A 23323-nucleotide genomic window follows, 5' to 3' on the forward strand; every position below is an offset into this window, starting at 1 on the left:
TTCGCGTTCTCCTAGTGCGTTCCTGCCCATCCGGATGATCGCTGCTAGCGTCTCGACGGGATGTCGTGCCCGTGATTCGGAGGCGCTGCGGATGGCCGTCGGGAATGTCAGTCCGGGCGCGGTGGTCCTCCGGTTCGCACGGCTCCTGGTGGTTCTCGGCAGGCGCTCGACGCTGGTGGCCTGGTGGGCGGCGACCGGTCGGCTGCGCGGGCGCCGGGCCGGGCCCGCGCTGGAGTCGTGGCTGGTGGGCACGGTGGTCGAGCTCGGTGCCGCGTTCGTGAAGGCGGCGCAGTTGCTGAGCACGCGGGCGGATCTGCTGCCGCCGGAGGTCTGCCGTGCCCTGGCCCGGCTCCACGACCGGGTGCGTCCGGACGCCGCGGCCCCGTTCGCGGCACCACCGGGGTTGGCCGGTTCGCCGGCGACGCCCGTCGGGTCGGGCAGCATCGCCTGCGTCCACCGGGTTCGGCTGGCCGACGGTCGGGACGTCGCCGTCAAGGTGCGCCGACCGGACGTGGAGCGGACGTTGCCGCTGGACCTGGCCCTGGTCGAGGGGGTCGCCGGGCTGCTGGCCAGGTTGCCCGTCCTGCGGGGTGCGCCGGTCGTCGACATCGCCCGGCAGCTCACCGACGGCATCCGGGCGCAGCTCGACCTCACCCGCGAGGCCGAGCTGCTCGACGGTTTCCGGAGGACCACGGCCGACGTCCCGGGGGTGACTGTGCCGGCGGTCGACCGCGAGCTGTCCACCGGGGACGTGCTGGTGATGGAGTTCGTCCCCGACCTGGTCCGCCTCCGCCCCGAGGACCTCGCGGTGGCGAACCGGCGCCGTGCGGTGGTGACCGCGCTGCGCGTCGTGTACCGGATGTTGTTCCTCGACGGTGTGGTCCACTGCGATCTGCACCCCGGGAACCTGTACTTCCGGGAGGACGGCTCGATCGTGGTCCTGGACGCCGGGTTCACCGTCCGGTTGTCGGATTCGGCCCGCGAGAAGTTCGCGGCGTTCTTCTACTGCCTGGGCCGTGGCGACGGACCGGCGTGCGCGGACATCGTGGCCTCGACGGCCACGGCGGTGCCGGGCGCGGACCCGGACGGCTTCCGCGCCGGGCTGGTGACCCTGGTGGAGGCGAACTCCGGCTTGCGCGCGGGGGAGTTCGACCTCCTCTCGTTCGCCACCGCGCTGTTCGACATCCAGCGGCGGCACGGTTTCCACGCCGACCCGCAGTTCGTCTTCCCGATCCTGTCGTTGATGGTCCTGGAGGGCACCGTGCGCGCGTTCCACCCGGAGGTGGACTTCCAGCGGGAGGCGAGGCCCCTGCTGGTCGCAGCGTTGTTCGAGCGCGCGATGGTGCGCGGTGGAGCGTCGCGGTGAGGCCGTTGCCGCGCCGGCACGCCGTCCGGCTGGTCGCGCTGCTCGGCTGCGCCGCGGTGTTCGCCGCGACCGTCGAGCCCCAGCCGTCGGCGGCGGAACGCGACGCGCTCGCCGGGCGGTTCTCGTTCACCCACCACCCGGTGGGCCCGGCCGACCGACCCGGTGCCCGACACCTGCGTTCCGTCGCCCCAGCCTACGAGCGCATCAGGTCGTGGATCTCCTCGCTCGGCGCCGGAGCCGGCCTGTTCGCCGCGGACGGCGGCACCGCCTCGCACGACCTGTGCCTGGTCGATCCCCGCACGGACGCGGTCAGCGTGGCGCCCGCACCCACGACCGGCGCGCGCTACCCGGCGTTCCCGCTCGTCCCCGGCGGGGCCGAGCCGCCCCCGTCCACGGCGCCGATGGGGTGCCTGCCGGTCGACTTCGACGAGGACGGCTGGCAGGACGTGGTCGTGTACTACTGGGGTCGCTCGCCCGTGCTGTTCCGGCGCACCCCCGGCGTGCCGCCCTCGGCAGCCGCGTTCTCCGCGCGCGAACTCGTCAGCCCGCGGCAGGTGTGGAACACCAACGCCGCCACCACGGGTGACTTCGACGGCGACGGCCACCTCGACCTGGTGTTCGGCAACTACTTCCCGGACGGCGTCCGCGTGCTCGACCCGAGCGCCGGATCCCCGGGGCCGGTCATGAACGACTCGCTCTCGAACGCGGCCAACGGGGGCACGCTGCGCCTGTTCCGGTCCGCGGGCGGCGGGCGCTTCACCGAGGCGCGCGACGCCTTCGCCCCGGCGGACCGGACCGGGTGGACCCTCGCGCTCGGCGCCCAGGACCTCGACGGCGACGGGCTGCCGGAGCTGTACGTGGCCAACGACTTCGGCTCGGACCGGTTGCTGGTCAACGGGTCCGCACCGGGGCGTGTCGCGTTCACGCCGGCCGGTGGCGTCCGGCACGCGACCACACCGAAGTCGAAGGTGCTGGGCGACGACTCGTTCAAGGGTATGGGCGTGGCGTTCACCGACCTGCTGGGCACGGGCGTGCCCGCCATCCTGGTCAGCAACATCACCGAGCCGTATGCCCTCCAGGAGAGCAACTTCGCCTTCGTCGCGACCGTGGCCAGGACCGCCGTGGCCGACCGGTTGCGCCACGGGGTGGCTCCCTACGACGACCGCAGCGAAAGCCTCGGCCTGTCCCGGTCGGGCTGGTCGTGGGACGTCAAGGCCGCCGACTTCGACAACACCGGGTCGGACGAGGTGATGCACGCGACCGGGTTCGTCGCCGGCACGGAGAACGGCTGGGCACGGTTGCAGGAGCTGGCCATGGCCAACGACCTCGTGGTCGGCCACCCCGGGCTGTGGCCGACCTTCACCGACGGCGTCGACCTGTCCGGCCACGATCGCAACACGTTCTTCGTGCGCGGTCCGGACGGCCGGTTCGTGGACGTGGCCGGTCGGCTCGGCGTGGACAGCTCCGCGGTCAGCCGGGCGTTCGCCGTCGGGGACGTGGACTCGGACGGCCGGCTGGACTTCGTGGTCGCCAACCAGTGGGCGCGGTCGACCCTGTACCGGAACACCTCGCCGGCGGGGAGCTTCCTCGGCCTGCGGCTGCGCCTGCCGACCGGCGCGGACCGGTGCGTCGCGGGCGCGGGCGGGCCGACCACGCCGGCGATCGGCGCGGAGGCTCAGGTCTCGACCCCGGACGGCGGCGCCGGGGTGGCGCAGCTCTACCCGGCCAACGGCCACAACGGGGTGAACGCCGCGGACCTGCACTTCGGCCTCGGCGCGCACCCGGCCGCCGCGGTGCCGGTCCGGCTGACCTGGCGGGACGGGTGCGGGCACCGGCACACCGGATCGGTCTCCCTGACCCCCGGCTGGCACGTGCTCCGGCTGGGGCCCGACGGCAGCGTGCGGGAGGACTGGTGACCAGGACCGCTCGTGACCGCCGCTCGGCGGCGCTGCGCCGGTTCGGGCTGTCGATCACCGTGCTGACGGTGCTCGGGCACACCGTGCTCGGTTTCGAGCAGGCGTACGTGACGCCCGTGGTCGCGGTCCTCGCCGGGCTCGCCGCGGAGCTCGTGCTGGACTCGGTGGAGGCGGCGACGGAGCGGCGCCGCCCGCGCTGGCTCGGCCGGCCGGGCGCGGTGGTGGACTTCCTGCTGCCCGCCTACATCACCGGAATGGCCTGCGCGATGTTGTTGTACGCCAACGACGACCTGCTGCCCACGGTGCTCGCCACGGTGGTCGGGGTGGCCGGCAAGTACGTGATCAGGGTGCCGGTGGGTGGACGCCGTCGGCACGTGCTCAACCCGAGCAACCTCGGCATCGTCGTGGTGGTGCTGGCCTTCCCCCGGGTCGGCATCGCGCCGCCGTACGAGTTCACCGAGTGGATCACCGGGTGGTGGGACGCGGTCGTCCCCGCTCTGCTGCTGGTCGCCGGGACCGCGGTGAACGCGCGGTTGACCGGCAAGATCCCGCTGATCCTCGGCTGGGTGGGCGGGTTCGTCGCCCAGGCGGTGCTGCGCTGGGGCGTCACCGACATCTCCCTGGCCGCCGCGGTGCTGCCGCTGACCGGAACGGCGTTCATCCTGTTCACCAACTACATGATCACCGATCCCGGTACGACGCCCGCCCGGCCGCGCGACCAGGTCCTGTTCGGACTGGCCACGGCCGCCGTGTACGGCGTGCTCGTGCAGTGCGGGGTGGTGTTCGGTCTGTTCTTCGCACTGGTCGTCGTGTGCGTGCTGCGCGGGATCGTCCTGGTGGTCGTCGCGGCCCGCCCACCGCGGCCGGCTCCGGTGGTGCCGCCGCAGCGGACCACCGTCGAGCGCCCGGCCGCGCTGCGCGAGTCCTGAGGTCCACCGGACGGTCAGAGACCGCCGACCTTGATGGGGAACGAGTCGATCTTCACGATCGTGGTGTCCGGGTTGTCCGGCAGCACCAGCTCCATCGGGTTCTGGAGCTTGTAGATGTCCCCCCTCGGCGGGAACTTCGCGAGCTTGCTCGCCAACTGCACCGGGTTCTTCGTGGACAGCACCAGCGGCTCCGACGGAACGGTCGTCTCGACCCCCGCGCTCCGCAGCACCGCTTCGGGGTTGTCGATGGTCATGGTGAAGTCCAGCACCATGAGCTGCTCGAACTTGGGCGGGAACACCGAGAGCACCCGCAGCACGCTCTTCGCGTCGATGTCGAGGTCCTTCTGCTCGATCGTGACCGTGGTGGCGTCCGCGCCGTCCGCCGCGGGCAGTTCGGCACTGATCTTGTGGCCGACCACCCGCAGGCGCACCGAGTTGAGCGGTTCATTGGGGTTGACCTCGACCCGGATCTTGATGCCGCCCTTGAAGTCGAGGGTGAACAGGCTCGTGCCGATGGTCATCGGGGTGTTGAGGGCCAGACAGCTGCACGGGATCTCGACACCGATCTTGGGCAACAGGTCCACCATGAGTTCCTCCGTGATCTCGTCACCGCGACGGCTCGAATCTAGGTCAGATCGGCGGTGCCGGCCGGGTCCGCGACGAGGTCGACTAGATCGTGTCAGCCGACGTGACGGGCAGTGGCCACGGCGGTGGGAAGCGTCGTTCGACCGGACGTCCCCGGCACTCGTCCGAGCGGTGCACCTCCTGGTGTTCGTGCGCCGGTTCAGCGGTTGCAGCGGAACGGGTCGCCGGCGTCCACCACGGTCGCGTGCAGGGTGAGCTGGCCGGCTTTGCCGATCTTGGCCTTGCCGTCGCCGCGCGGTCCCGGCGTCGCGTTCTCGTCCGCGGTGAGACCGAGGACGTAGGTCAGGTACAACCCCTTGGACGCCTTGAGCGGGGGAGCGCCGGTGATGCGCAGGATGGTGCCGGTTTTGTTGAGCTTGTATTCGAGGTCGCCCTCGCCGCCCCGGGTGGTGCGCCCGCCGGTGTAGTAGGAGTACGAGACGAAGCCGCTCCAGCGGAACCCGGACGGTGCGTTGAACTGCTGGGTGAGGCTGTTCAGGGCTTGGCCGGTGTCCTGCTCGAAGCCGACGGTGACGGCCAGGAACCCGGTCCCGCCCGGCTCGACCTCCGGCAGGGCGGGTTGGACGACGGGCAGCGCGGCGTCGTTGTTGGTGAACGCCCGCGGTCGCGCGGCGTCCTGCACGGTGGCCGTCAGGCGCAGTGGTCGTGAGTCGGCGAGCACGGCCTTGCCGTCGGTGTACCGGCCGGGCCGGGCGTCGGCCTTCGCCCGGATGCCCAGGACGTAGGTGAGCACGAAGCCCTGGTCGGTCCGGAACGGTTGGAGCCCGGTCAGCCGCAGGCGCCGGTCGCCGTCCTCCAGGGACGGCGTCAGCGTCGTCTCCCCGCTGCCTTCGCTCCGGCCGTCGACGTGGTAGTAGGTGAACATCGCCGTGCCGGTCCACTCGAACCCGGTCGGCGCGTCGAAGACCAGCTCGGCGTCCGCCGGGTCGATCGCGTCGTCGTCCGGGTTCTCGACGCTGACGGCGATGTGCCCCTCCGCGCCCGGTGCGAGCGAGACCGCCGCGTGCCGGCAGACCTTCAGGTCGGCCTTCGGGACGGGTTCGGTCAGCGGGGTGTCGTGCGAGTCGGACCCGTCCGGGGAGGTGTTGCCGCACGTGACCGACTCGATCTTCGCCGAGCAGGAGACCTCGCCCGTGGCCGCCCGGTCGACGGTGCCGCTGACGGTGATCGTCGCGGTGCCGCCGACCGGGAGGTCGAGCGTCTGCCGGAACGTGCCGTTCCCGGTGCGGCCCGCACCCGTGGCCGTTGCGCCGCCGGTGGTCCGGGAGACGACGACGTCCACATCGGACAGCGCCGGGTCGGTCGAACCGGTCACCACGGCGTCGGGAGCGTCGTTCGGCCCGTCGTTGCGGGCGGTGACGGTGAAGGCGGTCCTGGCGCCCGCCGGTGCCTGGTCGGCGCCGTCCACGGTCAGCGGCATCGCGGTCGGCATGGTGACCACGAGGTCGCGCAGGCAGTGCCGGGACACCTCCCACCCGGTGCTGGCGGACACGCCGAGCTTGAACGTCTCCGGCATCGGCGCCTGGCCCTCGACGAGCTTGAGGTCGACGCCGTCGAACACGGTGGTGGTCGTGTCGCCGCGCGTCACGTGCACGGTCACCACGGCGTCGATGATCAGCACCTGGACGTGGGCCCGGTCCGCCCAGACCGCGTCCAGGCCGCCGGGTGCGGGGACGCCGGTGATGAAGGGGAACCCCTCGGCGCGGTCACCGGAGCCGCGCAGCACGATCCGGTTCGGCCGGCCGACGTCCTCGGTGCACGGTCCGGCCAAGCTGCCGGAGAAGTTGCCGCACTTGTCGAAGCCCAGGCCGAGCCAGCCCTTGGTGACGCCGTCGCCCTTGCCGTCGGGACCGCGGCCGTACCCGAGACCGGCGCCGTAGCCGCCCACGTCGGTGTCGTGAGCGCCGTCGATGAGGAAGACCGCGAAGCCGTCGCCGTTCCCGCCCGCGCAGGAGAAGTCGAAGTCGACGGAGACACCGGCCGTGGAGGGGAACGGGACGTTCAGCAACGCCGTTCCCGCCTTCTCCCGCTCGGCCGGGGTCAGTTGCAGGCCGTCGTCACCCGCGAGGGTGGCGTCGCCGCGCAACGTCCAGTCGTGCTCCAGGTCTTCGACCCGGGAGACCCGGAACGTCTCCTCGATCGGGAAGACCGCGGTCGAGGGCGCGCCTTCCGGTGCCGCGGTCGAACCGGTGGGGGTGCTTCCACCGTCAGGTGCCTCACCGTCCTGGGCGGCGTCCTCCCGGACCGGCTGCCCGGGCCCGGCCACGGAGGGCAGGCGTGCGCCGACGAGGTCGAACAGGCCGAGCACGACGTCCTCGTAGAGGTAGAAGCCGCCTTGCAGCGGTGGCAGCGCGTCGTCGGCACCGCGGTCGGCGTCGGCGGTGGTCGGCGGGGCGACGAGCCCGGCCAGACCGCGCACCACCCCGTGCACGGTCGACTGCGCGGTGGCGGCCAGCCACCGGACCGGCGGGTTGGCGATGATCGGTCGGAGGAACTCGGGCGCGTGGGTGTCGATCGCGGCGAAGGTGGCGTCCACCCAGCCCGCCGGCAGGTCCAGCAGCGCGCCGAAGGTGGCGCGGGACAGGACCGCCGGCGGCTCGCCGTCGATCATGAAGTCCTCCCATTCGAGCAGGTCGAACAGGAACTGGCCGCCCTTGTAGAACGGCCAGGGCGCCAGGGCGTCGAGGATCTGCCGTGCCCGTCGCGGCTCGTCCTGCCGGATCGCGGCACCACGGCGCGCCAGGGTGCACAACACCTCGCGCAGCCGGGCGTTGAACCCGCCGGCGAAGTCCAGCGCGGCCCGGTCGCCGTCGCGCAGGGCGGAGTCGGGGCCCGTCACAGCGGTCGGGTGGTGACGTAGTGGGCGATTTGTCGCAGCACCGCTTTTCCTTCGTTCTCGGGGATGACGGCCAGGTCGCGCTCGAACCGGGCGATGCCGTCGGCGGCCAGCCGGTCGGCGAGATCGGTGGCGTACTCGATGGAGCCGTGCCGCCGCATGGCGGCGAGCAGCTCGTCGGCGTTGTCCTGCGACTTGTCGGCCCGCGGTTGGTGCAGGAGCTCGCCGAGCCGTTCGCGCTCGCGGGCACCCGCGTGGCGGAACAGGTGGATCAGCATCACGGTGCGCTTGCCCTCCAGGAGGTCGCCGAGGACTTCCTTGCCGTAGAGCGCTTCGTCGCCGACGAGGTTGAGGATGTCGTCCTGGATCTGGAAGGCGATCCCGATCAGCCGGAACGCCTCGTCGAAGCGGCCCAGCACGGCAGGGTCGGTCACGCCGGCGCAGACCGCGCCCATGCGGCACGGGGTGATGCACGTGTACCAGCCGGTCTTCTTGGTGCTCATGGTGAAGTAGTCCTCGTCCCGCGACGGCACCACGCGGCGGTGGATCCACCCCAGTTCCATGGCTTGGCCCTCGATGGACTCCCGGCACATGTGCATGGCCTCCTGGATGAGGCCCAGCGTGCGGGCGAGTCCCAGCGTTTCGAGGTTGGCCAGCACGGCGTCGACGGCGAGCAGGTTGAGCCCGTCGCCGGTGTTGACCGCGAGCCCGTTGCCGAACTCGGTGTTCATCGTGGGCAGGCCGCGGCGGTGGGTCGACTCGTCGGCGATGTCGTCGTGCACGAGGAAGCCGTTGTGGAACAGCTCGAGCGCGGCGGCGGCCCGCACCGCGTTCTCGGGCTTCTCACCGAACGCCGCGCACGTGGCGAACACCAGCGTGGGGCGCAGGCCCTTGCCCTGCCGCGTCGGGTAGGAGCGCATCAGGTCGTACAGGTCGACTTTCGGCTCCCGGTCGGGCAGCAGCCGGTCGATCTCCCGGTTGGCGCGGGCGCGGCACGACGTCATGGTCTGCACCAGGTCGGCGTCGTTGACCGGCCGCACCTCCCACCAGCCGGTGCTGCGGCGGCCGTCCCACAGCAGCCTGGGCGCGGAGTCGGCGGTGCCGCCGATGATCGCCTGGTCGCCCGGTTCGAGCGGTCGGCGGTCGGCGAGGAAGTCGACGGCGTGCCAGCCGGTCGGCGCGTCGCCGTGCGGGGAGTGGCGTGGCGCCGGGCCGCCGGTGGCCACGCCCCAGAGCCGGGGCACCTGGTCGCGGTAGTCACGCCACAGCTGCTGCACGAACCGCAGGCCGGAAGCGCGCTGGGACAGCAGCACGAACGCGCGCCACACCGCCAGCACCCGGTCGCGGGGGCCGCGGACGTCCAGGCTCTGCGGCAGCACCTGCTCGACCGGAGGGCGCTGGGCGTCGAAGACCAGGTTCATCGCCCGGTCGTCGAAGGCCACCTCGACGTCCGGTTCGCCCACCAGGTCCGGTTCGACCAGCAGGCGGCTGTAGCGGGCGGTCATGGTCGCCCGGCTGCCGTCGTGGAAGTGCAGCCCCAGGCGGATCTCCCGCAGCTCCTCGGCGGCGGCGGCCACGATGGCGGGCGCGCGTTCGGACAACGCGGCCACGGTCTCGGTCAGCAGCCGCGCACCGGTGTACGACGCGGTCGTCGGCACGGGCGTCTCAGTCGTCACGGGCGTCCCCGGCGAACTCGACGATGCCGTGCGTCTCGAAGCGGAACCGCCGGCCGGAGACCACGCCCTCGATCACGCAGCCGCCGAGCAGTTCGTGCACGCTGAACGGCTTCAGGCTCGTCTCCGACGGGTTGGCGATCCGGGCGGCAGTGGTGGGCCTGAAGTCCAGCACGAGCCGGTCCTCGCCCAGCCGCGCGGTGATGAGCAACCGGCCGGGCACCACCGGCGCGGGCGCGGTGGCCAGGGTGGCCGCCAGCGGCGGCACCAGCACCACCCGGTCGCGGTCGAGCTCGCCGTGCACCGCGACCTCCAGCCGGCGTCGCGGGAAGTGCCGCACCATCCGACCGTCCCGCCACAACATCACCGAGCCGTTGGCGGCGTCCTCCGGGTACTCGGGCTGGATGAGGGTGAACACCACCGACCACGGCGGCGGGGCCGCCGGGTCGTCGGACGGCGCGTTGGCGAAGCCGAAGACCCAGCCGCCCAGCACCGGCCAGCTCCACCGGCCGCGGACCCGTTCGTGGTAGCCCACCAGCTCGCAGTGCGCGTCACCGCCCGGCGACCGCAGCGTCCCCGAGCCGCGCACGCCGGGTTCGGACTGCCACCGCAGGAACTGGTCGTCCCCGAACGGCGCGGTCTGCGCCGTGCACGGCCTGCTGGTCCGGGACAGCCGCAGGTCGACCGCGGGCCGGCCCGCCACGGCCGCGACCTCGAAGGCGGCGGGCGACGCGTGCGGGTGGGGCAACCGGAACGCCGACCACGCCGGGTCGGGCGCGTTCGCGTTGAACTGGGTCGACGACCACCCGTGGGCGGGGTCGTGCACCAGCAGGATGGCCATCCGCTGGGGGTCCCGGCGGGCCGCCGACCCGTCCGCCGGCGGTTCCGCGCCGAGCACCGACAGGTTCGAGATCACCGCGTGCGCACCGTTCGACGACAGGAACGCGTAGTGCAACCACTGGCGATCGAGCGGATGGCACAACTCCGACTCGGGGAAAGGGCCTCGCACGCCCAGCATCCAGCCCTCCTGGTAGTGCTGCCACGGCAGCCGATTCGTCTCGACATCGCGCCCGCGCCGGACCGCGGGGCGAAGGGGTGACCAGGCGGCGACTCGGTCCGCGTTGACGATCACGCACCCCGGCGAGCAAGAGATACCGCACCCGGTCGAGTCCGCGCGAGCAACTACCACCCATCGGGTGTCATGCCCCCGACAGGGGTGCGATCCCGGCCCGTCGTCCCGACGCCCTCCGTCCTGACCCGGAACGGGGAATCAGTGGTGTCGGGGGGCAGACCGGAGTGACGGGCTGTGCACGTCCGGTGCGAGCGTCGGGGGATTTCAGGTGAGGTTCTTCTCCAGGGCGGCCACGTAGGCCTTCATCAGGTGGTCGCGCATCCCGTCGGTGGCCGGGGCGAACAGGTCGGCGGTCATCCCCTTGGCGCGGTCCAGCAACGTGGCCACCCCGGGCATGGAGTCGCGGACCTTGCCGGAGGAGTCGATGTAGCGCAGTGCCGCGACGTGCCGGAACAGCGGCCCGGGTGGGACCCTCGCGACGACGTCGTTGTTGTTGACCACCCGGAACGTCCGCCCGGCCAGCGCCCGGTCGTAGGCCTTGACCAGGACGTTGTCGCACGTCCGGGGCTGCCCGAAGGTGTAGACGCCGTGCGCGGTCAGCCGCGGCTCCTCGAAGTGCAGCCACGCCGCGGCCAGCATCGCCAGTGCGCCGCCGAGGCTGTGCCCGGTGAACCACACGGTCTGCTCACCGTCGCGCAGCTCCTCGACGGCCGCCACCACGGACGGGATCACCGCCCGCAACGCCTCGGCGAATCCGTAGTGGACCAGACCGGTGCGGCCCGGTCCCGGCCACGGCGGAACGGTCACGTCGGAGAACCAGTCCCGCAACTGGAGCGGCTCGGTGCCGCGGAACGCGGTCACGACCATCGTCGGGCTCGCCATCGTGTACGCCTGGGTGTGGCCGATCGCGAACGGCGGCTTGAACGTCGAGTAATGGTGGCGTACGCGGTCGAACCCCCACTGACCGGCGGTGGCCTCGATCTCGTCCCGTCCCCCGTAGGCCAGTTCGGCCGCCTTCGCCATCCAGTACGCCTGACGGGCGTCGTACCCGGAGGCCAGGTGGTTCATCGTCGGTGCAGACATCATCCGTCCCTTACGTCGGTCTTCACCTTCCCCGCCGCCCTCCTGTGCCTACCTTCGCGACAGCCGGACCGCCACCGGCCGCGCCGCCGTTCACCCCGCCGAGCAGGCTCGTCACCTCCCACGCCCCGGCATGGCAAGCTGCCACCCGGTCGGAGCAGCCGATGGGGGAGTCGTCATGGGCATGACGTTGTCGTTCACCCGGGTCACGCCGGAGGAGTTGGACCGGGCGTTCGAGGAGCCCGATCTCGCGGAGGGGTTCGCGGAGGACGAGAGCCGGCCGTACTGCTTCCTGGAGAAGTCGTGGGCCGGCATCGGTTTCCTGCTGCGCGCGGCCGATGTGGACGTGGACCTGTACGAGGACGGCGATGCGATCGACGACGAGGCCACGAGGTTCGGCTGGAGCGGCGACAGGGTGGCCAGGACCGCGAAGGCGCTCGGCGCCACCCCGGTCGAGGTGCTGGTGAGCCACTACGACCCGGCGGAGCTCAGCGCGGAGGAGGTCTACCCGATGCGGCACCTGTGGGACGCCGACGACCTCGACTACCTGCGGTACCACTACGTCGACCTGGTGCGGTCCTTCCAGGGGACGGCCGCGGTGGGCGGCGCCGCGATCCGGGAGTCCAGCTCCTGATCGCGGTCCGCGGTCGTCAGTGGTCCGGTGCGGTGGTGCGCACGCCTTCGAGGAGGGCGGTCAGGTAGCGGTGGGCGGTGGTGGTCCGGTCGGCGGCGGTGCCGCTGTGCAGCTGTGCGGCGTAGGCGATGCCGCACATCAGGGGGACGACGTCGGTGGCGGCCAGGTCCGGCCGGACCTGGCCGGCTGCCCGGGCCCGGTCCAGCAGCGTGGCGCCGGTCGACCAGAGCGACCGCTTGAGTTCCGTGGTGCGCGGCAGGGCGTCGGTGGGCGCGGCGGCGACCGGGGGCAGGGACGCGTCGGTGAGCTGTGCTTCGACGGTGCGGAACAGGAAGTCCTCCAGCGCCCGCCGGGGGTCGGGGTCGGTCAACGCCCGCTCGCCGTGCGCGACGAGGGTTTCCAGGCAGGTGGTGGCGATGGTTTCCAGCAGTGCCTCGGCGGTGGGGAAGTGCCGGTAGACGGTGCCGACACCGAGGCCCGCACGGCGGGCGACGTCGTTGAGCTGCAACGGCGTGCCCTCGTCCACCAGCCCCTTGGCCACCGAGACGATCCGGTCCCGGTTGTGGGCGGCGTCCTTGCGCAGCGGCCTGCTCGTCATGGGCACAGCTTAATCGGATAGCCGATCCGGATCGTCCCGGTGGCGCGTCACGCGGTGGTGAGGGGCGCGTGCCGTTCGCTGAGCCGGCGCACCGCCTCCGCGACGCGGCGGTCGGTCGCCCGGCGGAACGGCGTCACCGGTCGCGCCCCGGCGCCGATGACGACGCCGGTCCGACCCGCCAGTCCTTCGTCGGTGGCGGCCACGATCGAAGGCCTGGCCGCCACCGACGCCGGCCCCGAGGTCGACCGCGCGAACCTGCGGCGCACCAGTGGCCACAGCAACCGCAGGCCGGGCGAGACGATTCCCGGGTTCGCCATGGTGCCGGTCGTCATGTCGGTGGCGGCGCCCCCGGGGTCCGCGGCGAACACCGTGACACCCGTGCCGTCCAGCCGTGCGGCCAGGTCGAGCGTGTAAGCGAGGTTCGCGAGCTTGGCGCGTCCGTACCAGTGGAAGCCGTAGTAGCCACCGGGCGGCTCGACGGCGTCGAACGACCGCTTCGCCAGGGCGACCGCGCCCGAGGTCACGTTCACGACCCGGCTCGGCGCGCTCGCGACCAGGGTGGGCCGCAGCAGTTCGGTGAGCAGGTACGGCGAGAGGTGGTTGACGACGAACGAGGCCTCGACGCCGTCGTGCTCCCGCGGCTCGGCGAACATCGCCCCGACGTTGTTGACCAGCACCGCCAACGGCTCGCCCGAGGCGGCGTGGTCGGCGGCGATCCGGTGGGCGAGCGACCGGACCTCGGCCAGCGACGCGAGGTCCGCGCGCAGGAACCGGGCGGCGTGCGCCGGTCCGGTCGCGTCGATCCGGGCGACCGCGCGTGCACCGCGATCGGCGTCGCGCCCGACCACCACGACCGCGAACCCGGCGGCGGCGAGGCCCAGCGCCGTCTCCAGGCCGATGCCCGCCGTGCCGGCCGTCACCACAGCTGTCCGCTTCATGATCCGCCCACTCCTCCGCAGATGCGGATAGTTGATCCGCTTGTCGTCACCGTAGCACGGTAGCGGATCAACTATCCATTTATGTCGTGCAGTGCGGTCGGAGGAGTGGTCATCACGTTCGGATGTGCCGGCGCCCGGCGGCGGCACGCTCGGCGGGCCGTCCTGGCCGCACTGCGAGCACCGCGGGAGCGCGATGAGCATGGAGATGTCGTTGCTGTCGGCCGTGGCGCCGGTGGCGTTCACCGTGCTCGGGATCAGCGCTCGCAAGGGGTGGAACGCGTGTTCCGCTTCGAGGGCGTCCTCGGTCGCGGGTATCGTCTACCGCGAGACGCGTCGAAGACACGCACCCCGACTCGATCCGGGCTCGGGCCGACGTACCCGCCGCTTCCGGGGGGATGTGCTGTCGCCTCGCGTGGAGCCACCGGGCAGGGCGGTGGCCGGGTCGCGGGCGAGAGGTGGTCGGGGTGGCGCCCAGTCGCAGGGCGGGGTTCGTCGAGCACGGACGGAACTTCGGTCCCCATGACCACGTGTGCTGGCGGTACCGCGACGCGCACGACCTCCACGACCGGGTCCGGGAGTTCCTGTCCGAGGGGCTGAGCCTCGGGTACCGCGTCCGCTACGTCGGCGCCGGTGGTCCCGACGCCCTGGTCCGGGACCTCGACGGGATCGACGGGATCGGGCAAGCGCTGAGGACCGGGGCGGCGCAGGTCACCTCGCTGGACACCACCTACCCGCCGGGTGCGGCGATCGAGCCCGCGGCGCAGGTGCGGACCTACGGCGAGGCCACGGACGCGGCCCTGGCCGCCGGGTACGCCGGGCTGCGGGTCGCGGCGGACTGCACGCCGCTGGTGCGCACCCCGGAACAGCTCGACGCCTTCTCCCGCTACGAGCACCGCATCGACCGGTACATGGTCGACCGGCCGTTCTCGGCGATGTGCGCCTATGCCGCCGACGAGGTGGACGAGCGCGCGTTCGCGCAGGTGGCGTGCATGCACCCCACCTCCGACGCCTCTTACGCCGGCTTCCGGTTGCACGCCGCCGCCGATCGGGCCGTCGCCTTGGCCGGCGAACTCGACCGGTGGGACGAGGACCTGTTCACCCTGGCCCTGCACCGCGCCGACCTGGGCCCCCGCGGCGGGCAGGTGGTGCTCGACGCCACCGGCCTCACCTTCATCGACCACCGCAACCTGCTACACCTGTCCCGGCACGCCGCCGACCGCGGCACGTCGGTCGTGCTGCGCACCTCCTGGCCGGGCGCGTCCACCCTGGTGGACCTGCTCGACCTGACCAACGTCCGAGTGGAGCGTGCCGCATGACGATCACCGGCTTCCCGCCCCCGGGCCGTTTCGTCCATCCCGCGGTGTTCTACGCCTCCGAGGAGGAGTACCTGAGCCTGCTCGTGCCGTTCGTGGTGGCCGGGCTGGAGCAGGGGCACCCCGTCGCCGCCTCCGTGCCCGCCCGGCGGTTGCGGCTGCTGCGCGAGGGTCTCGGGGCCGCCGCCGAGGACGTGCTGCTGCTCGACATGGAGGTCGAGGGCCGCAACCCCGGCCGGATCATCCCGGGGGTGCTGCGCCGGTTCGCCGACCGCCACCCCGGCGAGCACGTCCGCATCATCGGCGAGCCGATCTGGGCCGGGCGCACCGACGCCGAGTACCCGGCCTGCGCCCAGCACGAAGCGCTGATCAACCTCGCCTTCGCCGACCGCGACATCACCATCGCCTGCCCCTACGACACCGCCTCGCTCGACGAGCACGTCGTCGCCGACGCGCTGGCGACCCACCCGCTGGTGTGGGAGACCGATCGCCGCTACGGCAGCGACCACTACGCCCCCGACGCCGTGGTCGACCGCTACAACCAGCCCTTCGACGTCGTCCCGGACGCCGTCACGCTGGAGGTGACCACGTCCGCCGGCATCCGCGACGCCCGCCGCTTCGCCACCGGACAGGCCGGTCGGTTGGGCCTGTCCGACGACCGCACCGCCGACCTCGCGCTGATCACCACGGAACTCGTCGTCAACAGCCTCCGGCACGCCGGCGGGACCTGCCTGCTGAGCATCTGGCGGGACGACACCCACCTGGTCTGCACCGTCCGGGACGACGGCCACCTCGCCGACCCCCTCGCCGGCCGCCGTCCCGCCGCCGTCGACCAGGACGGGGGCCGCGGGCTGCTGGTGGTCAACCAACTCGCCGACCTGGTGCGCGTGCACACCACCCCGAAGGGCACGACCACGCACGTCTTCCTGCGCATGGGCGACTGAAGGCCGCCGGGGCGCTCAGCCGGTGAGGGGACGCTCCGCGCGTCGCGTCCGGGCGGGTCGGCGGTTGATGTAGGCGGCCAGGCCGCCGAGCTCCTCGTTGGCGATGAACGCCGACCGCACGGTCAGCAGGGCTTCCTCGGCGTGGGAGTGGCAGCCCCAGGCCGCGTCACCCCAGGCGTCGGCGATCTTGAGCTCGGCCGGCGCGGTGCACCCGTCGGGACCGCCGAGCCGGCACTGCTCGGGGTGCGGTACGGCGGCCTGCGCGGTTTCGGCGGCACGCATCCGGTCGGCGAGTTCCGCCGCGGCTTCGGCGCGCCGCTCGGCCTCGGCGCGCAGTTCCCGTTCCGCGCGCATCGCCTTGGTCAGCTCGGCGCGGGCCGCTTCGGCGCGGGCCTCGGCGTCGCGGCGCGCCTGCTCGTCGTGGTGGCGCTCGATGGCCAGGGCCGCGGTGCCGGCGAAGACCCGGGCCAGGGCGAGGTCGGACTCCCTCGGTGCGCGCGGGGTCCGGTGGTACATGGCGAAGGTGCCCAGCAGGCTCCCGTCGCGGGCCAGGATCGGCGTGGACCAGCAGGCCGCGAGCCCGGCCCGGTCGGCCAGGTCCCGGAAGTCGTCCCAGAACGGGTCCGTGGCGATGTCGGTGACGACGACCGGCTCCCGCCGGTGGGCGGCCGTGCCGCACGAGCCGACGCCCTCGCCGGTGGCGATCCCGTCGATGGCCTGGTTGTAGAAGTCGGGCAGGCTGGGCGCGGCACCGTGGTGCAGGTGCCGGCCGTCGGGATCGGCGAGCAGGACGGAGACGAGCACCTCTCCCGGTGCGAGGTCCTCGATGCAGCGGGCCATCCCGTCGAGGACCTCGGTCAGGGGCGCCTGCCGGGCGATCTGCTCGAGCAGGGCGCGGTGCTCGGCCATCAGCTGCTGGGCGTGCTTGACCTGGGTGGTCTCGACGCCGATCACCCGGATGCCGACGACGGTGCCCTCGCCGTCGCGGCGCGCCTCGTAGGTGAAGTCGAAGAACGCCTCCCGCGCGTGCGGACCGGTGTCGAGCACCACCCGCACGTCACGGCCGGTGTGGGGTTCGCCCGTGCGGTAGACCTCGTCGAGCAGCGCGATGAAGCCCTGATCGGCCAGCTCGGGCATCAACTCGGCCAGCGGGACGCCGACGCGTGCCCGGTGCTCACCGATGGTGGCGAAGAACGCCGGGTTCGCCGTCTCCACCACGTGCGACGGCCCCGTGAGCGAGGCGAACACGGCGATGGACTGCCCGAACAAGACCTGCAGGTCCTCCTGTGCCGGGTGCCCGACGACCGCCGGCTCGACGTCCAGGGGGTGCCGGCCTGGTGCCGCTGTCATCGTGTGATCCGTTCCTCCTCCGGGGCCCTCATGGTATGTCGGGGACGCACCGAACGCGTGACGGCCTCGCCCCGCGCCACGCGGCCGCACCACCGCCCAACCCGCTCCCACGCGCCAGGCCTCCCGCCACCCCCGGCCACGAGCACGGACGGCGGTGGAGTTCCTGATCGGGCTGGCCACCGGTCGGATCCACAGCCGGGTTCCGGCACCCGCCGCGGCACCGCGGACCGGGCCGCCGATCCCGGTCGAGCCGGAGGACGTGCGCCAGTGGCCGGCCGACCCCGGCACGCGCTCCCCGAAGGTGACAACCGGGTGACGCCGTCACCGGAAGCGGTCGCGACGTAGCGCCCCCTGGGGTCGAACACCACTTCGAGCACCCCGCGGCGGACAGGCCACCGGTGTGTCCGACCAACGGTACGGCGAGCTACGACAACACCGTCCGATTGTGGGACGTGCAAGAAGCCGCCCCCGCCGGCGGCCCCCTGACCGGCCACCGCACCGCCCGAATGTTAGCGCTAACACCACCCGTTCGGGAGGCAGGGCGAAAGAACGGCATGGCACCGCGAGCCGCGACCGGATCAAGTCGTTCACGCATGCGGAACGGCCGGTCGCGGCGTTGAGTTGCGCGATCCGGTGATGTTAGCGTGCACAAGCCGCCGACCTCGTTCGTTCCGTGCACTGTCGCAGGGAGTGAAGCATGCTGAGAACCAAGGTCGTGGCCGCCGCGGCCCTCCTGCTCGGCGGGGCGGCAGTGGCCGTCACCGCGCCGAACGCCGTCGCGGCCACCGTCGACACCTCCGCCTACTACGTCCTGGTCAACCGGAACAGCGGCAAGGCCCTCGACGTCTACAACCTGGCCACGACCGACGGCGCGCGGATCGGCCAGTGGTCCCGCAACGACGGCAACTGGCAGCAGTGGCAGTTCGTCGACTCCGGCAACGGCTTCTACCGGCTCAAGTCCCGCCACAGCGGCAAGGTGCTGGACTTCCCGTCCACGAGCGACCTCGCCGGCCTCACCCAGTGGACCGACCACAACGGCCACAACCAGCAGTTCCGCCTCGCCGACTCGGGCAGCGGCCACGTCCGCCTGGTCAACCGGGCCAGCAACAAGGCCGTGGACGTGCTCAACTTCTCCACCGCGGACGGGGCCGAGGTCGTCCAGTGGCCCGACACCGGCGGCACGAACCAGCAGTGGCAACCGGTGAAGGTGAGCGGTGGCGGCACCGGGTGCGGTTCGGGCACGTTCCACGCCGAGGCGTTCAACGACAACGGCACGTGGACCGCCCGCCGGGGCGGCACGGTCGTGTACTCCGGGTCGGACTTCCGCGCGGCGGCGCAGGCGGCGATCGGCAGCCTGACGGCCAACCGGACGTGGAAGGAGCGGGTCGTCCTCTGGCAGGGCGGCACGATCGGCGCGGGCGAGCGGATCTCCCTGCCCAGCCACACCACACTGGACTCGTGCGGGACGATCAACGTCTCCGGCTCGGCCTCGGGCGACTACGCGCCGGTGTACTCGCGAGGGACCACGCAGGTCGACGTCCAGCACCTCTACGTCACCGGCACGCCGATCTACGGCATCTTCATGCGCAACGTGACCAACGTGAACATCGGCCACGTGGACATGAAGCTGTCGCGCGGCCTGGGCGTGCGCATCGACAACCGCGGCGACACCAGCCAGCGCAGCCGCAACATCAACCTCGGCTACGTCTTCGTCTCCGGTGCCTCGTCGCACGCCGTGGAGACCTACGGGGTCGACAACATCACCATCGGCACGGTCGTGGCCCGCTCCGTCGGCGAGTCCGGCCTGCTGCTCAACGAGACCACCAACGCCACCGTCGGCACCGTGGACGCGCAGAACGCGGGCACCGGCACCGGCTACGCGGCGTTCCGCACGGCCAACCGCAACGGCCGCATCAACGACGCCTACCCGGACAACATCCGGGTCGGGCTGGTCAAGGCCGCCGGCGGCGGGCGCGGTGTGTTCTGCGTGTCGGAGAGCGGCGGCCTGGTCATCGACCGCGTCGAGCTGTCCAACACCGGCAACAACGCCATCCTCATCGAGAACTGCTACGGCGTCACGATCGCGAGCCAGGGCGGCTGGGTGTCCGGCGGTGGTGAGATCCGCCTCGCGGCGCGGTCGGACTTCCCCAACAACAACCGGATCCACCTGCAGAACCTGACCGTCACCAACCAGACGATCCGGGAGAGCCCCTGCGCGGGCAACTCGGAGTTCCGCAACATCACGATGGTCAACAGCACCTGGGCGGTCTGCTGACGAGTGGCCGTGCCCGTGCCTCGCGGACCGCGTCGCGGGGCACGGGCACGGCCGCGATCCGGTGGAGTGCCGGGACATCCGGGCCGGCGTCCCGAGCCGGACCGGCGGCGAAGCAGGACGCGCCGCGTGGTCATCGGCGGACCGGCGGGCGCTCGGGCGTTGAACATCGGGGCATCCCCTACGGCGCAGGGGGATCGTCGTACCGGCGGCGAACCCCGGGCAGCAGTGCGCGCCAGATCGGGCGCCAGAGCGGGCCGGGCAGGTACCTGCTGCGTTCCTCCCGCGCGACGCGGCCGCGGGGGTGGGCCGCCCACTTGGCCGAGCCCGGGTCGAAGGTGGGGGAGTACTCGATGGCGCACACGTGCTTGACGCTCTTGTAGCCGTAGTGGGCGGGCGCCACCAGGCGGACGGGAGCGCCGTGGTCGGGGGTGAGCGCGGCCCCGCCGAGGCGGTCGGCCAGCAGCACGTCATCGGCGAGGGCGTCGTCGAGGCGCAGGCAGGACCGGTACCCGTCCACGCCGACGAACGTGACCCAGGCCGCCGTCCGGGTCACCCCGACGTCGTCGACCAGCGCCTCGTGCACGGCGCGGAACCGCACGCCCTCCCAGTGCAGGTCCCGTGCGCTCCACGTGGTGACGCAGTGCAGGTCGGCCCGCAGCGCCTGTCGTCGGTGAGGGCCGAGCAGGTCGTCGAGGGAGCGTTGGACGGGGCGTTCGACGAAGCCGGTGACGGTCACGACGGTGCCGGTCGGCTCCTGCGGGCGGACCCGCGCGAACCGGGGCAGCCCGAACCGGCGCAGGGGAGCGGGCACTTGACCGGGCGGCAACGGCGGGTTCTCGGAGCCGGGGACCATGAGCGCCTCGCCCTCTATTGGAATGTTCGCTCTAGAATATACGCTCTAGAACACCTGCTCTAGACTGCGGGCATGTCGAGGCGCCGGCTGCACAGCGAGGACGCGATCCTCGACGCAACCCGCGACCTGCTGGTGCGAGGAGGTCCGGACGCGGCGACCACGGGCGCGATCAGCGCGCTCAGCGGCGCGCCCACGGGATCGATCTACCACCGGTACGGCTCACGCACGCGTTTGTTCGCCGAGGTGTGGCTGCGCACCGTCATCCGTTTCCAGACCGGTTTGCTCGCCGCCGCCACCGCCGCCACCACCGGCTCCGGGCTCGAGCGCGTGCTCGCGGCGGCCGACTGGACCGTCGAGTTCGCGGTCCGCCACCCCGACGACGCCCGACTGCTGCTCCAAGCCGACCGGGCGCGGCTGCTCACCGAGGCCGACCTGCCGCCGGCGACCCGGCAGGCGCTCACCGACCTCAACGTTCCCGTGGCCGAGCTGATCCGCGACCTGGCGACCGGGCTGTTCGGCACGGCGGAGCCCCGGCACGCCGAACTGGTGTCGATCGCCGTGGTGGACGTGCCCTACGCCGTCGTCCGCCGCCACTTGCACCGCGGCACCTCCCCGGAACCGCACCGCGACCTCATCGCGGCGACGGTCCGCGCCCTGGTCGAATCCCCCGCCGTGCGAGCGTGACGCGATCTCGCGTCCACTGTGGCCGGTCCGGGTCGTGGACGGCGTCGGTGGGTGCGCTTCCAGTGGCCCCGGGGCACATCGCCGCGCCCGGAGCGCCCAACGACCCGCTCCTGCTGTCCGACCCGGCCATCGCCGCGTTCGCGGTGTGGTCGACTCGCGGCGGTTACCGCCCTCCGCGAGTTGCCCCACCACCATGCCGAGTACCTCGTGACCCGAACCTGACGCATCGCCGACATTCGCGTCGACCCGGCGGCGTGGCGGCCGGCGAAGCGGTGCGACCCGGCCCGGGTCGAGCCGCCGCGGGTTCGAGACGCCGACCTCGCCCGCGGGCCGCCTGTCGAGGAACCGCTCGGTGCGCGGCGTCGACGAGAGCCGGACCACACGCCCTACGTCCTGGAACTCGACCTCGACGTGCTCGGGGAGGCGATGGTGACCACTGCGCGGGACCGCGCCCGTGTCGCCCCCGACGGGCCTGCTGCCGGTCGACGCACTGGGGAGTGATCACCGACGAGGTGATGACGAGCGTGTGGGCGAAACCGGACTTCGAGGGACGACCGTCAGCGCGATCCAGCACTCGTCGGTGCCACCGTTGCTCCGACGCCGTGACGACTCCTGATCCCCGTCGTAGGACGGGCACCCGGCGGCTACCCGGGAAGTACCCGGAGGACGCGTCTTGCGGTTGTGTGACGGTCCCGCCCGTCCGTCATCGGCGGCGCGGACGAGGGTAGCCGGATGCTATGGAGCGAACACGCCTTCTGGCCGCGGCGGTGGCCTCGCTGTCGGTGCTCACGTCCTGTTCGGACGATGTGGATCGAGCCGGCACCATGGGGTCCAACGAAGAAGTCGGAACCGTGAAGCTGCGCAATGTCTTCGTCGAGGCCCCACCCGACATCGAGTACCGGTACGGCCCGGGTGACGAGGCGATCGTGCGCCTGGAGCTCTTCAGCGAGGCCGACGACCCCGCCACCCTGGTGTCCGTGCGCACCGACCTCGCGCAACGGGTGGAGATGATCGCCGACCCGGACTGCGACGGTGAGCGCGAGCGGGTGTCGAGCATCGTCGTCCCGCCCGAGGGCGCGGTGAACGAGCCCGGCAGCCCCCACTCCGCCTACCACCTCAGGATCGTGGACTTCCGCCGCGAAGTCCTCGCCGGAACGACTGTTCCGCTGGTCTTCACCTTCCGGGACGCGGGGGAGGTGACCGTCGACGCGATGGTGGAGGCCGGTGACGACGGCGATGTCCCCCCTCCTCGGGCGGACTGCCCGAAGAAGGGGGAACGCCGTGGACCCCGAACACCGCGGTGACGTGGTCGCCGTGACGCGAACGTGGATCGAGGAGGCTCACCGTGAACTCGAATCGCACGAAGCCGGCCCGGCTCGGGACAGTGGTGGTGGCCGTTGCGCTGGTGCTGCTGCCCTTCACGGCGGTCGGTTGTGCCGAGGACGACCCATCCGGGGAAGGCGCCGCTCGGCAAACCACCGCCGTGGCGGCCGACGCACAGCACGAGTACTTCGGCTCCGACCGGTTCCTGGGGGACGAGGTGGTCGTCAGCTCCGTCGTCACGCGGGTGCTCGGTGGGAAGTCCTTCGCGCTCGACGGCAGCGAGTACGGGGACGAGTCGCTGCTCGTGCTGACGCCCGACGGGATCGGGGATGTCGAGGAGGGGGACGTCGTCAACGTCAGCGGGTACGTCGAGCGGTTCGTGCAGGCTGATCACGCGGAGGAGCACGGGGTGTTCGACGAGGGCGTCCACGACGTGTACGCGGACGAGGAGTTCCTTCGTGCGGACCACATCTGGAAGGGCGCGTTGACCACGCAGGGTGCGCCCACGCCGTCGAGGTGACGTCGTCCGGTCCGACACCGTCGCCGCGCGGCCGATCGCAAGCCAAGCGTCAGGTGCGCTCGCGCCGATCGCTGCCACGATCGGAACAGGCCGCACAACGGCGTGCGGCCGTCATCGACACGCGGAGAGGAGAACGCCGTTGACGTCCGCGGGAACGCTGCTGCCCGGCGCGAGTCGTGGTCCGGAGCGGCGTGCACCCGGTCACCGGGCTGTCGTCGATGTCGACCGCCGATCGTGACCGCCATCCCGAGCGCACAGGACCCCGTCTCCACGCTCTTGATCTGCGACAGCTGTGGCAGGGCCTACGAAGGTGACACGAGCCTGCCCTGGATCGTCCTGTGGACGGAGGCGATCGGCACGGGCTGGTGCGGACG

At 72.3% G+C, this 23323-nt stretch carries 20 protein-coding genes; 11 read left to right on the plus strand and 9 right to left on the minus strand.

Annotated elements, in window-relative coordinates:
- Positions 1 to 91 precede the first annotated feature (91 nt).
- The 3 genes from FHX81_RS34030 to FHX81_RS34040 are packed head-to-tail and all read left to right on the plus strand — an operon-like array spanning position 92 to position 4211.
- Complete coding sequence (locus FHX81_RS34030) at positions 92 to 1366, plus strand: ABC1 kinase family protein (protein ID WP_141982612.1); 1275 nt, start codon at positions 92 to 94, stop codon at positions 1364 to 1366.
- Entirely contained in the window at positions 1363 to 3282 is a 1920-nt protein-coding gene (locus tag FHX81_RS34035) for a CRTAC1 family protein (RefSeq protein WP_141982613.1), read from the plus strand. The genes FHX81_RS34030 and FHX81_RS34035 overlap by 4 nt, the downstream gene beginning before the upstream one ends.
- A complete protein-coding gene (locus FHX81_RS34040; protein ID WP_211363633.1) occupies positions 3279 to 4211 on the plus strand; it encodes an RnfABCDGE type electron transport complex subunit D in 933 nt (310 codons plus the stop codon). The genes FHX81_RS34035 and FHX81_RS34040 overlap by 4 nt, the downstream gene beginning before the upstream one ends.
- Positions 4212 to 4225: 14 nt before the next feature.
- Here FHX81_RS34040 and FHX81_RS34045 read toward each other — a convergent pair whose 3' ends face one another.
- From FHX81_RS34045 to FHX81_RS34065, 5 genes are all read right to left on the minus strand, one after another.
- On the minus strand, positions 4226 to 4798 hold the full coding sequence (locus FHX81_RS34045) for a hypothetical protein (protein ID WP_141982614.1): 573 nt from the start codon (positions 4796 to 4798) through the stop codon (positions 4226 to 4228).
- A gap of 197 nt (positions 4799 to 4995) precedes the next feature.
- Positions 4996 to 7695 carry a DUF11 domain-containing protein gene (locus FHX81_RS34050; RefSeq protein ID WP_141982615.1) on the minus strand — a complete coding sequence of 900 codons (2700 nt, stop codon included), beginning with the start codon at positions 7693 to 7695 and terminating at the stop codon, positions 4996 to 4998.
- Positions 7692 to 9368 carry a polyprenyl synthetase family protein gene (locus tag FHX81_RS34055; protein WP_211363634.1) on the minus strand — a complete coding sequence of 559 codons (1677 nt, stop codon included), beginning with the start codon at positions 9366 to 9368 and terminating at the stop codon, positions 7692 to 7694. The genes FHX81_RS34050 and FHX81_RS34055 overlap by 4 nt, the downstream gene beginning before the upstream one ends.
- Positions 9358 to 10383: a hypothetical protein gene (locus FHX81_RS34060; protein WP_141982616.1), complete on the minus strand. Its 1026-nt coding sequence runs from the start codon at positions 10381 to 10383 to the stop codon at positions 9358 to 9360. Before FHX81_RS34060 ends, FHX81_RS34055 begins: the two co-directional genes overlap by 11 nt.
- Positions 10384 to 10701: 318 nt before the next feature.
- A complete protein-coding gene (locus FHX81_RS34065; RefSeq protein WP_141982617.1) occupies positions 10702 to 11520 on the minus strand; it encodes a lipase family protein in 819 nt (272 codons plus the stop codon).
- A gap of 175 nt (positions 11521 to 11695) precedes the next feature.
- Here FHX81_RS34065 and FHX81_RS34070 point away from each other — a divergent pair, with 175 nt between their 5' ends.
- Entirely contained in the window at positions 11696 to 12151 is a 456-nt protein-coding gene (locus FHX81_RS34070; RefSeq protein ID WP_170232261.1) for a DUF1877 family protein, read from the plus strand.
- 16 nt (positions 12152 to 12167) lie between these two features.
- Here FHX81_RS34070 and FHX81_RS34075 read toward each other — a convergent pair whose 3' ends face one another.
- Together FHX81_RS34075 and FHX81_RS34080 are read right to left on the minus strand one after the other, a co-directional pair.
- Complete coding sequence (locus FHX81_RS34075) at positions 12168 to 12749, minus strand: TetR/AcrR family transcriptional regulator (protein ID WP_141982619.1); 582 nt, start codon at positions 12747 to 12749, stop codon at positions 12168 to 12170.
- A gap of 47 nt (positions 12750 to 12796) precedes the next feature.
- Positions 12797 to 13687, minus strand: coding sequence for an SDR family NAD(P)-dependent oxidoreductase (locus FHX81_RS34080; protein WP_141982620.1), 891 nt, complete (start codon positions 13685 to 13687; stop codon positions 12797 to 12799).
- A 464-nt stretch (positions 13688 to 14151) separates the two neighbouring features.
- Between FHX81_RS34080 and FHX81_RS34085 the strand changes: the two genes are divergently transcribed.
- Both FHX81_RS34085 and FHX81_RS34090 read left to right on the plus strand, forming a co-directional pair.
- Positions 14152 to 15003: an MEDS domain-containing protein gene (locus FHX81_RS34085; RefSeq protein ID WP_246108111.1), complete on the plus strand. Its 852-nt coding sequence runs from the start codon at positions 14152 to 14154 to the stop codon at positions 15001 to 15003.
- A complete protein-coding gene (locus FHX81_RS34090) occupies positions 15000 to 15944 on the plus strand; it encodes a sensor histidine kinase (RefSeq protein ID WP_141982622.1) in 945 nt (314 codons plus the stop codon). The genes FHX81_RS34085 and FHX81_RS34090 overlap by 4 nt, the downstream gene beginning before the upstream one ends.
- A 15-nt stretch (positions 15945 to 15959) precedes the next feature.
- On the opposite strand, the gene FHX81_RS34095 is transcribed toward FHX81_RS34090, so the two are convergent.
- The gene (locus tag FHX81_RS34095; protein WP_141982623.1) at positions 15960 to 17294 is read right to left on the minus strand and encodes a GAF domain-containing protein; all 1335 of its coding nucleotides are present in this window, start codon (positions 17292 to 17294) and stop codon (positions 15960 to 15962) included.
- 154 nt (positions 17295 to 17448) lie between these two features.
- Here FHX81_RS34095 and FHX81_RS40920 point away from each other — a divergent pair, with 154 nt between their 5' ends.
- Together FHX81_RS40920 and FHX81_RS34100 are read left to right on the plus strand one after the other, a co-directional pair.
- A complete protein-coding gene (locus tag FHX81_RS40920; RefSeq protein WP_170232262.1) occupies positions 17449 to 17610 on the plus strand; it encodes a hypothetical protein in 162 nt (53 codons plus the stop codon).
- A gap of 381 nt (positions 17611 to 17991) precedes the next feature.
- Entirely contained in the window at positions 17992 to 19569 is a 1578-nt protein-coding gene (locus FHX81_RS34100; RefSeq protein WP_141982624.1) for an RICIN domain-containing protein, read from the plus strand.
- Between the two features lie 178 nt (positions 19570 to 19747).
- Here FHX81_RS34100 and FHX81_RS34105 read toward each other — a convergent pair whose 3' ends face one another.
- Positions 19748 to 20422: a molybdopterin-dependent oxidoreductase gene (locus tag FHX81_RS34105; protein WP_141982625.1), complete on the minus strand. Its 675-nt coding sequence runs from the start codon at positions 20420 to 20422 to the stop codon at positions 19748 to 19750.
- A gap of 72 nt (positions 20423 to 20494) precedes the next feature.
- Here FHX81_RS34105 and FHX81_RS34110 point away from each other — a divergent pair, with 72 nt between their 5' ends.
- The 3 genes from FHX81_RS34110 to FHX81_RS34120 all read left to right on the plus strand — a co-directional run bounded on the left by FHX81_RS34110 (position 20495) and on the right by FHX81_RS34120 (position 22949).
- Positions 20495 to 21106: a TetR/AcrR family transcriptional regulator gene (locus tag FHX81_RS34110; RefSeq protein ID WP_141982626.1), complete on the plus strand. Its 612-nt coding sequence runs from the start codon at positions 20495 to 20497 to the stop codon at positions 21104 to 21106.
- Between the two features lie 851 nt (positions 21107 to 21957).
- Complete coding sequence (locus tag FHX81_RS34115) at positions 21958 to 22410, plus strand: copper chaperone PCu(A)C (protein ID WP_170232263.1); 453 nt, start codon at positions 21958 to 21960, stop codon at positions 22408 to 22410.
- Positions 22411 to 22589: 179 nt separating this feature from the next.
- Entirely contained in the window at positions 22590 to 22949 is a 360-nt protein-coding gene (locus tag FHX81_RS34120; RefSeq protein WP_141982628.1) for a hypothetical protein, read from the plus strand.
- Positions 22950 to 23323: the final 374 nt, after the last annotated feature.

The organism is Saccharothrix saharensis (genome assembly GCF_006716745.1).
GTDB lineage: Bacteria > Actinomycetota > Actinomycetes > Mycobacteriales > Pseudonocardiaceae > Actinosynnema > Actinosynnema saharense.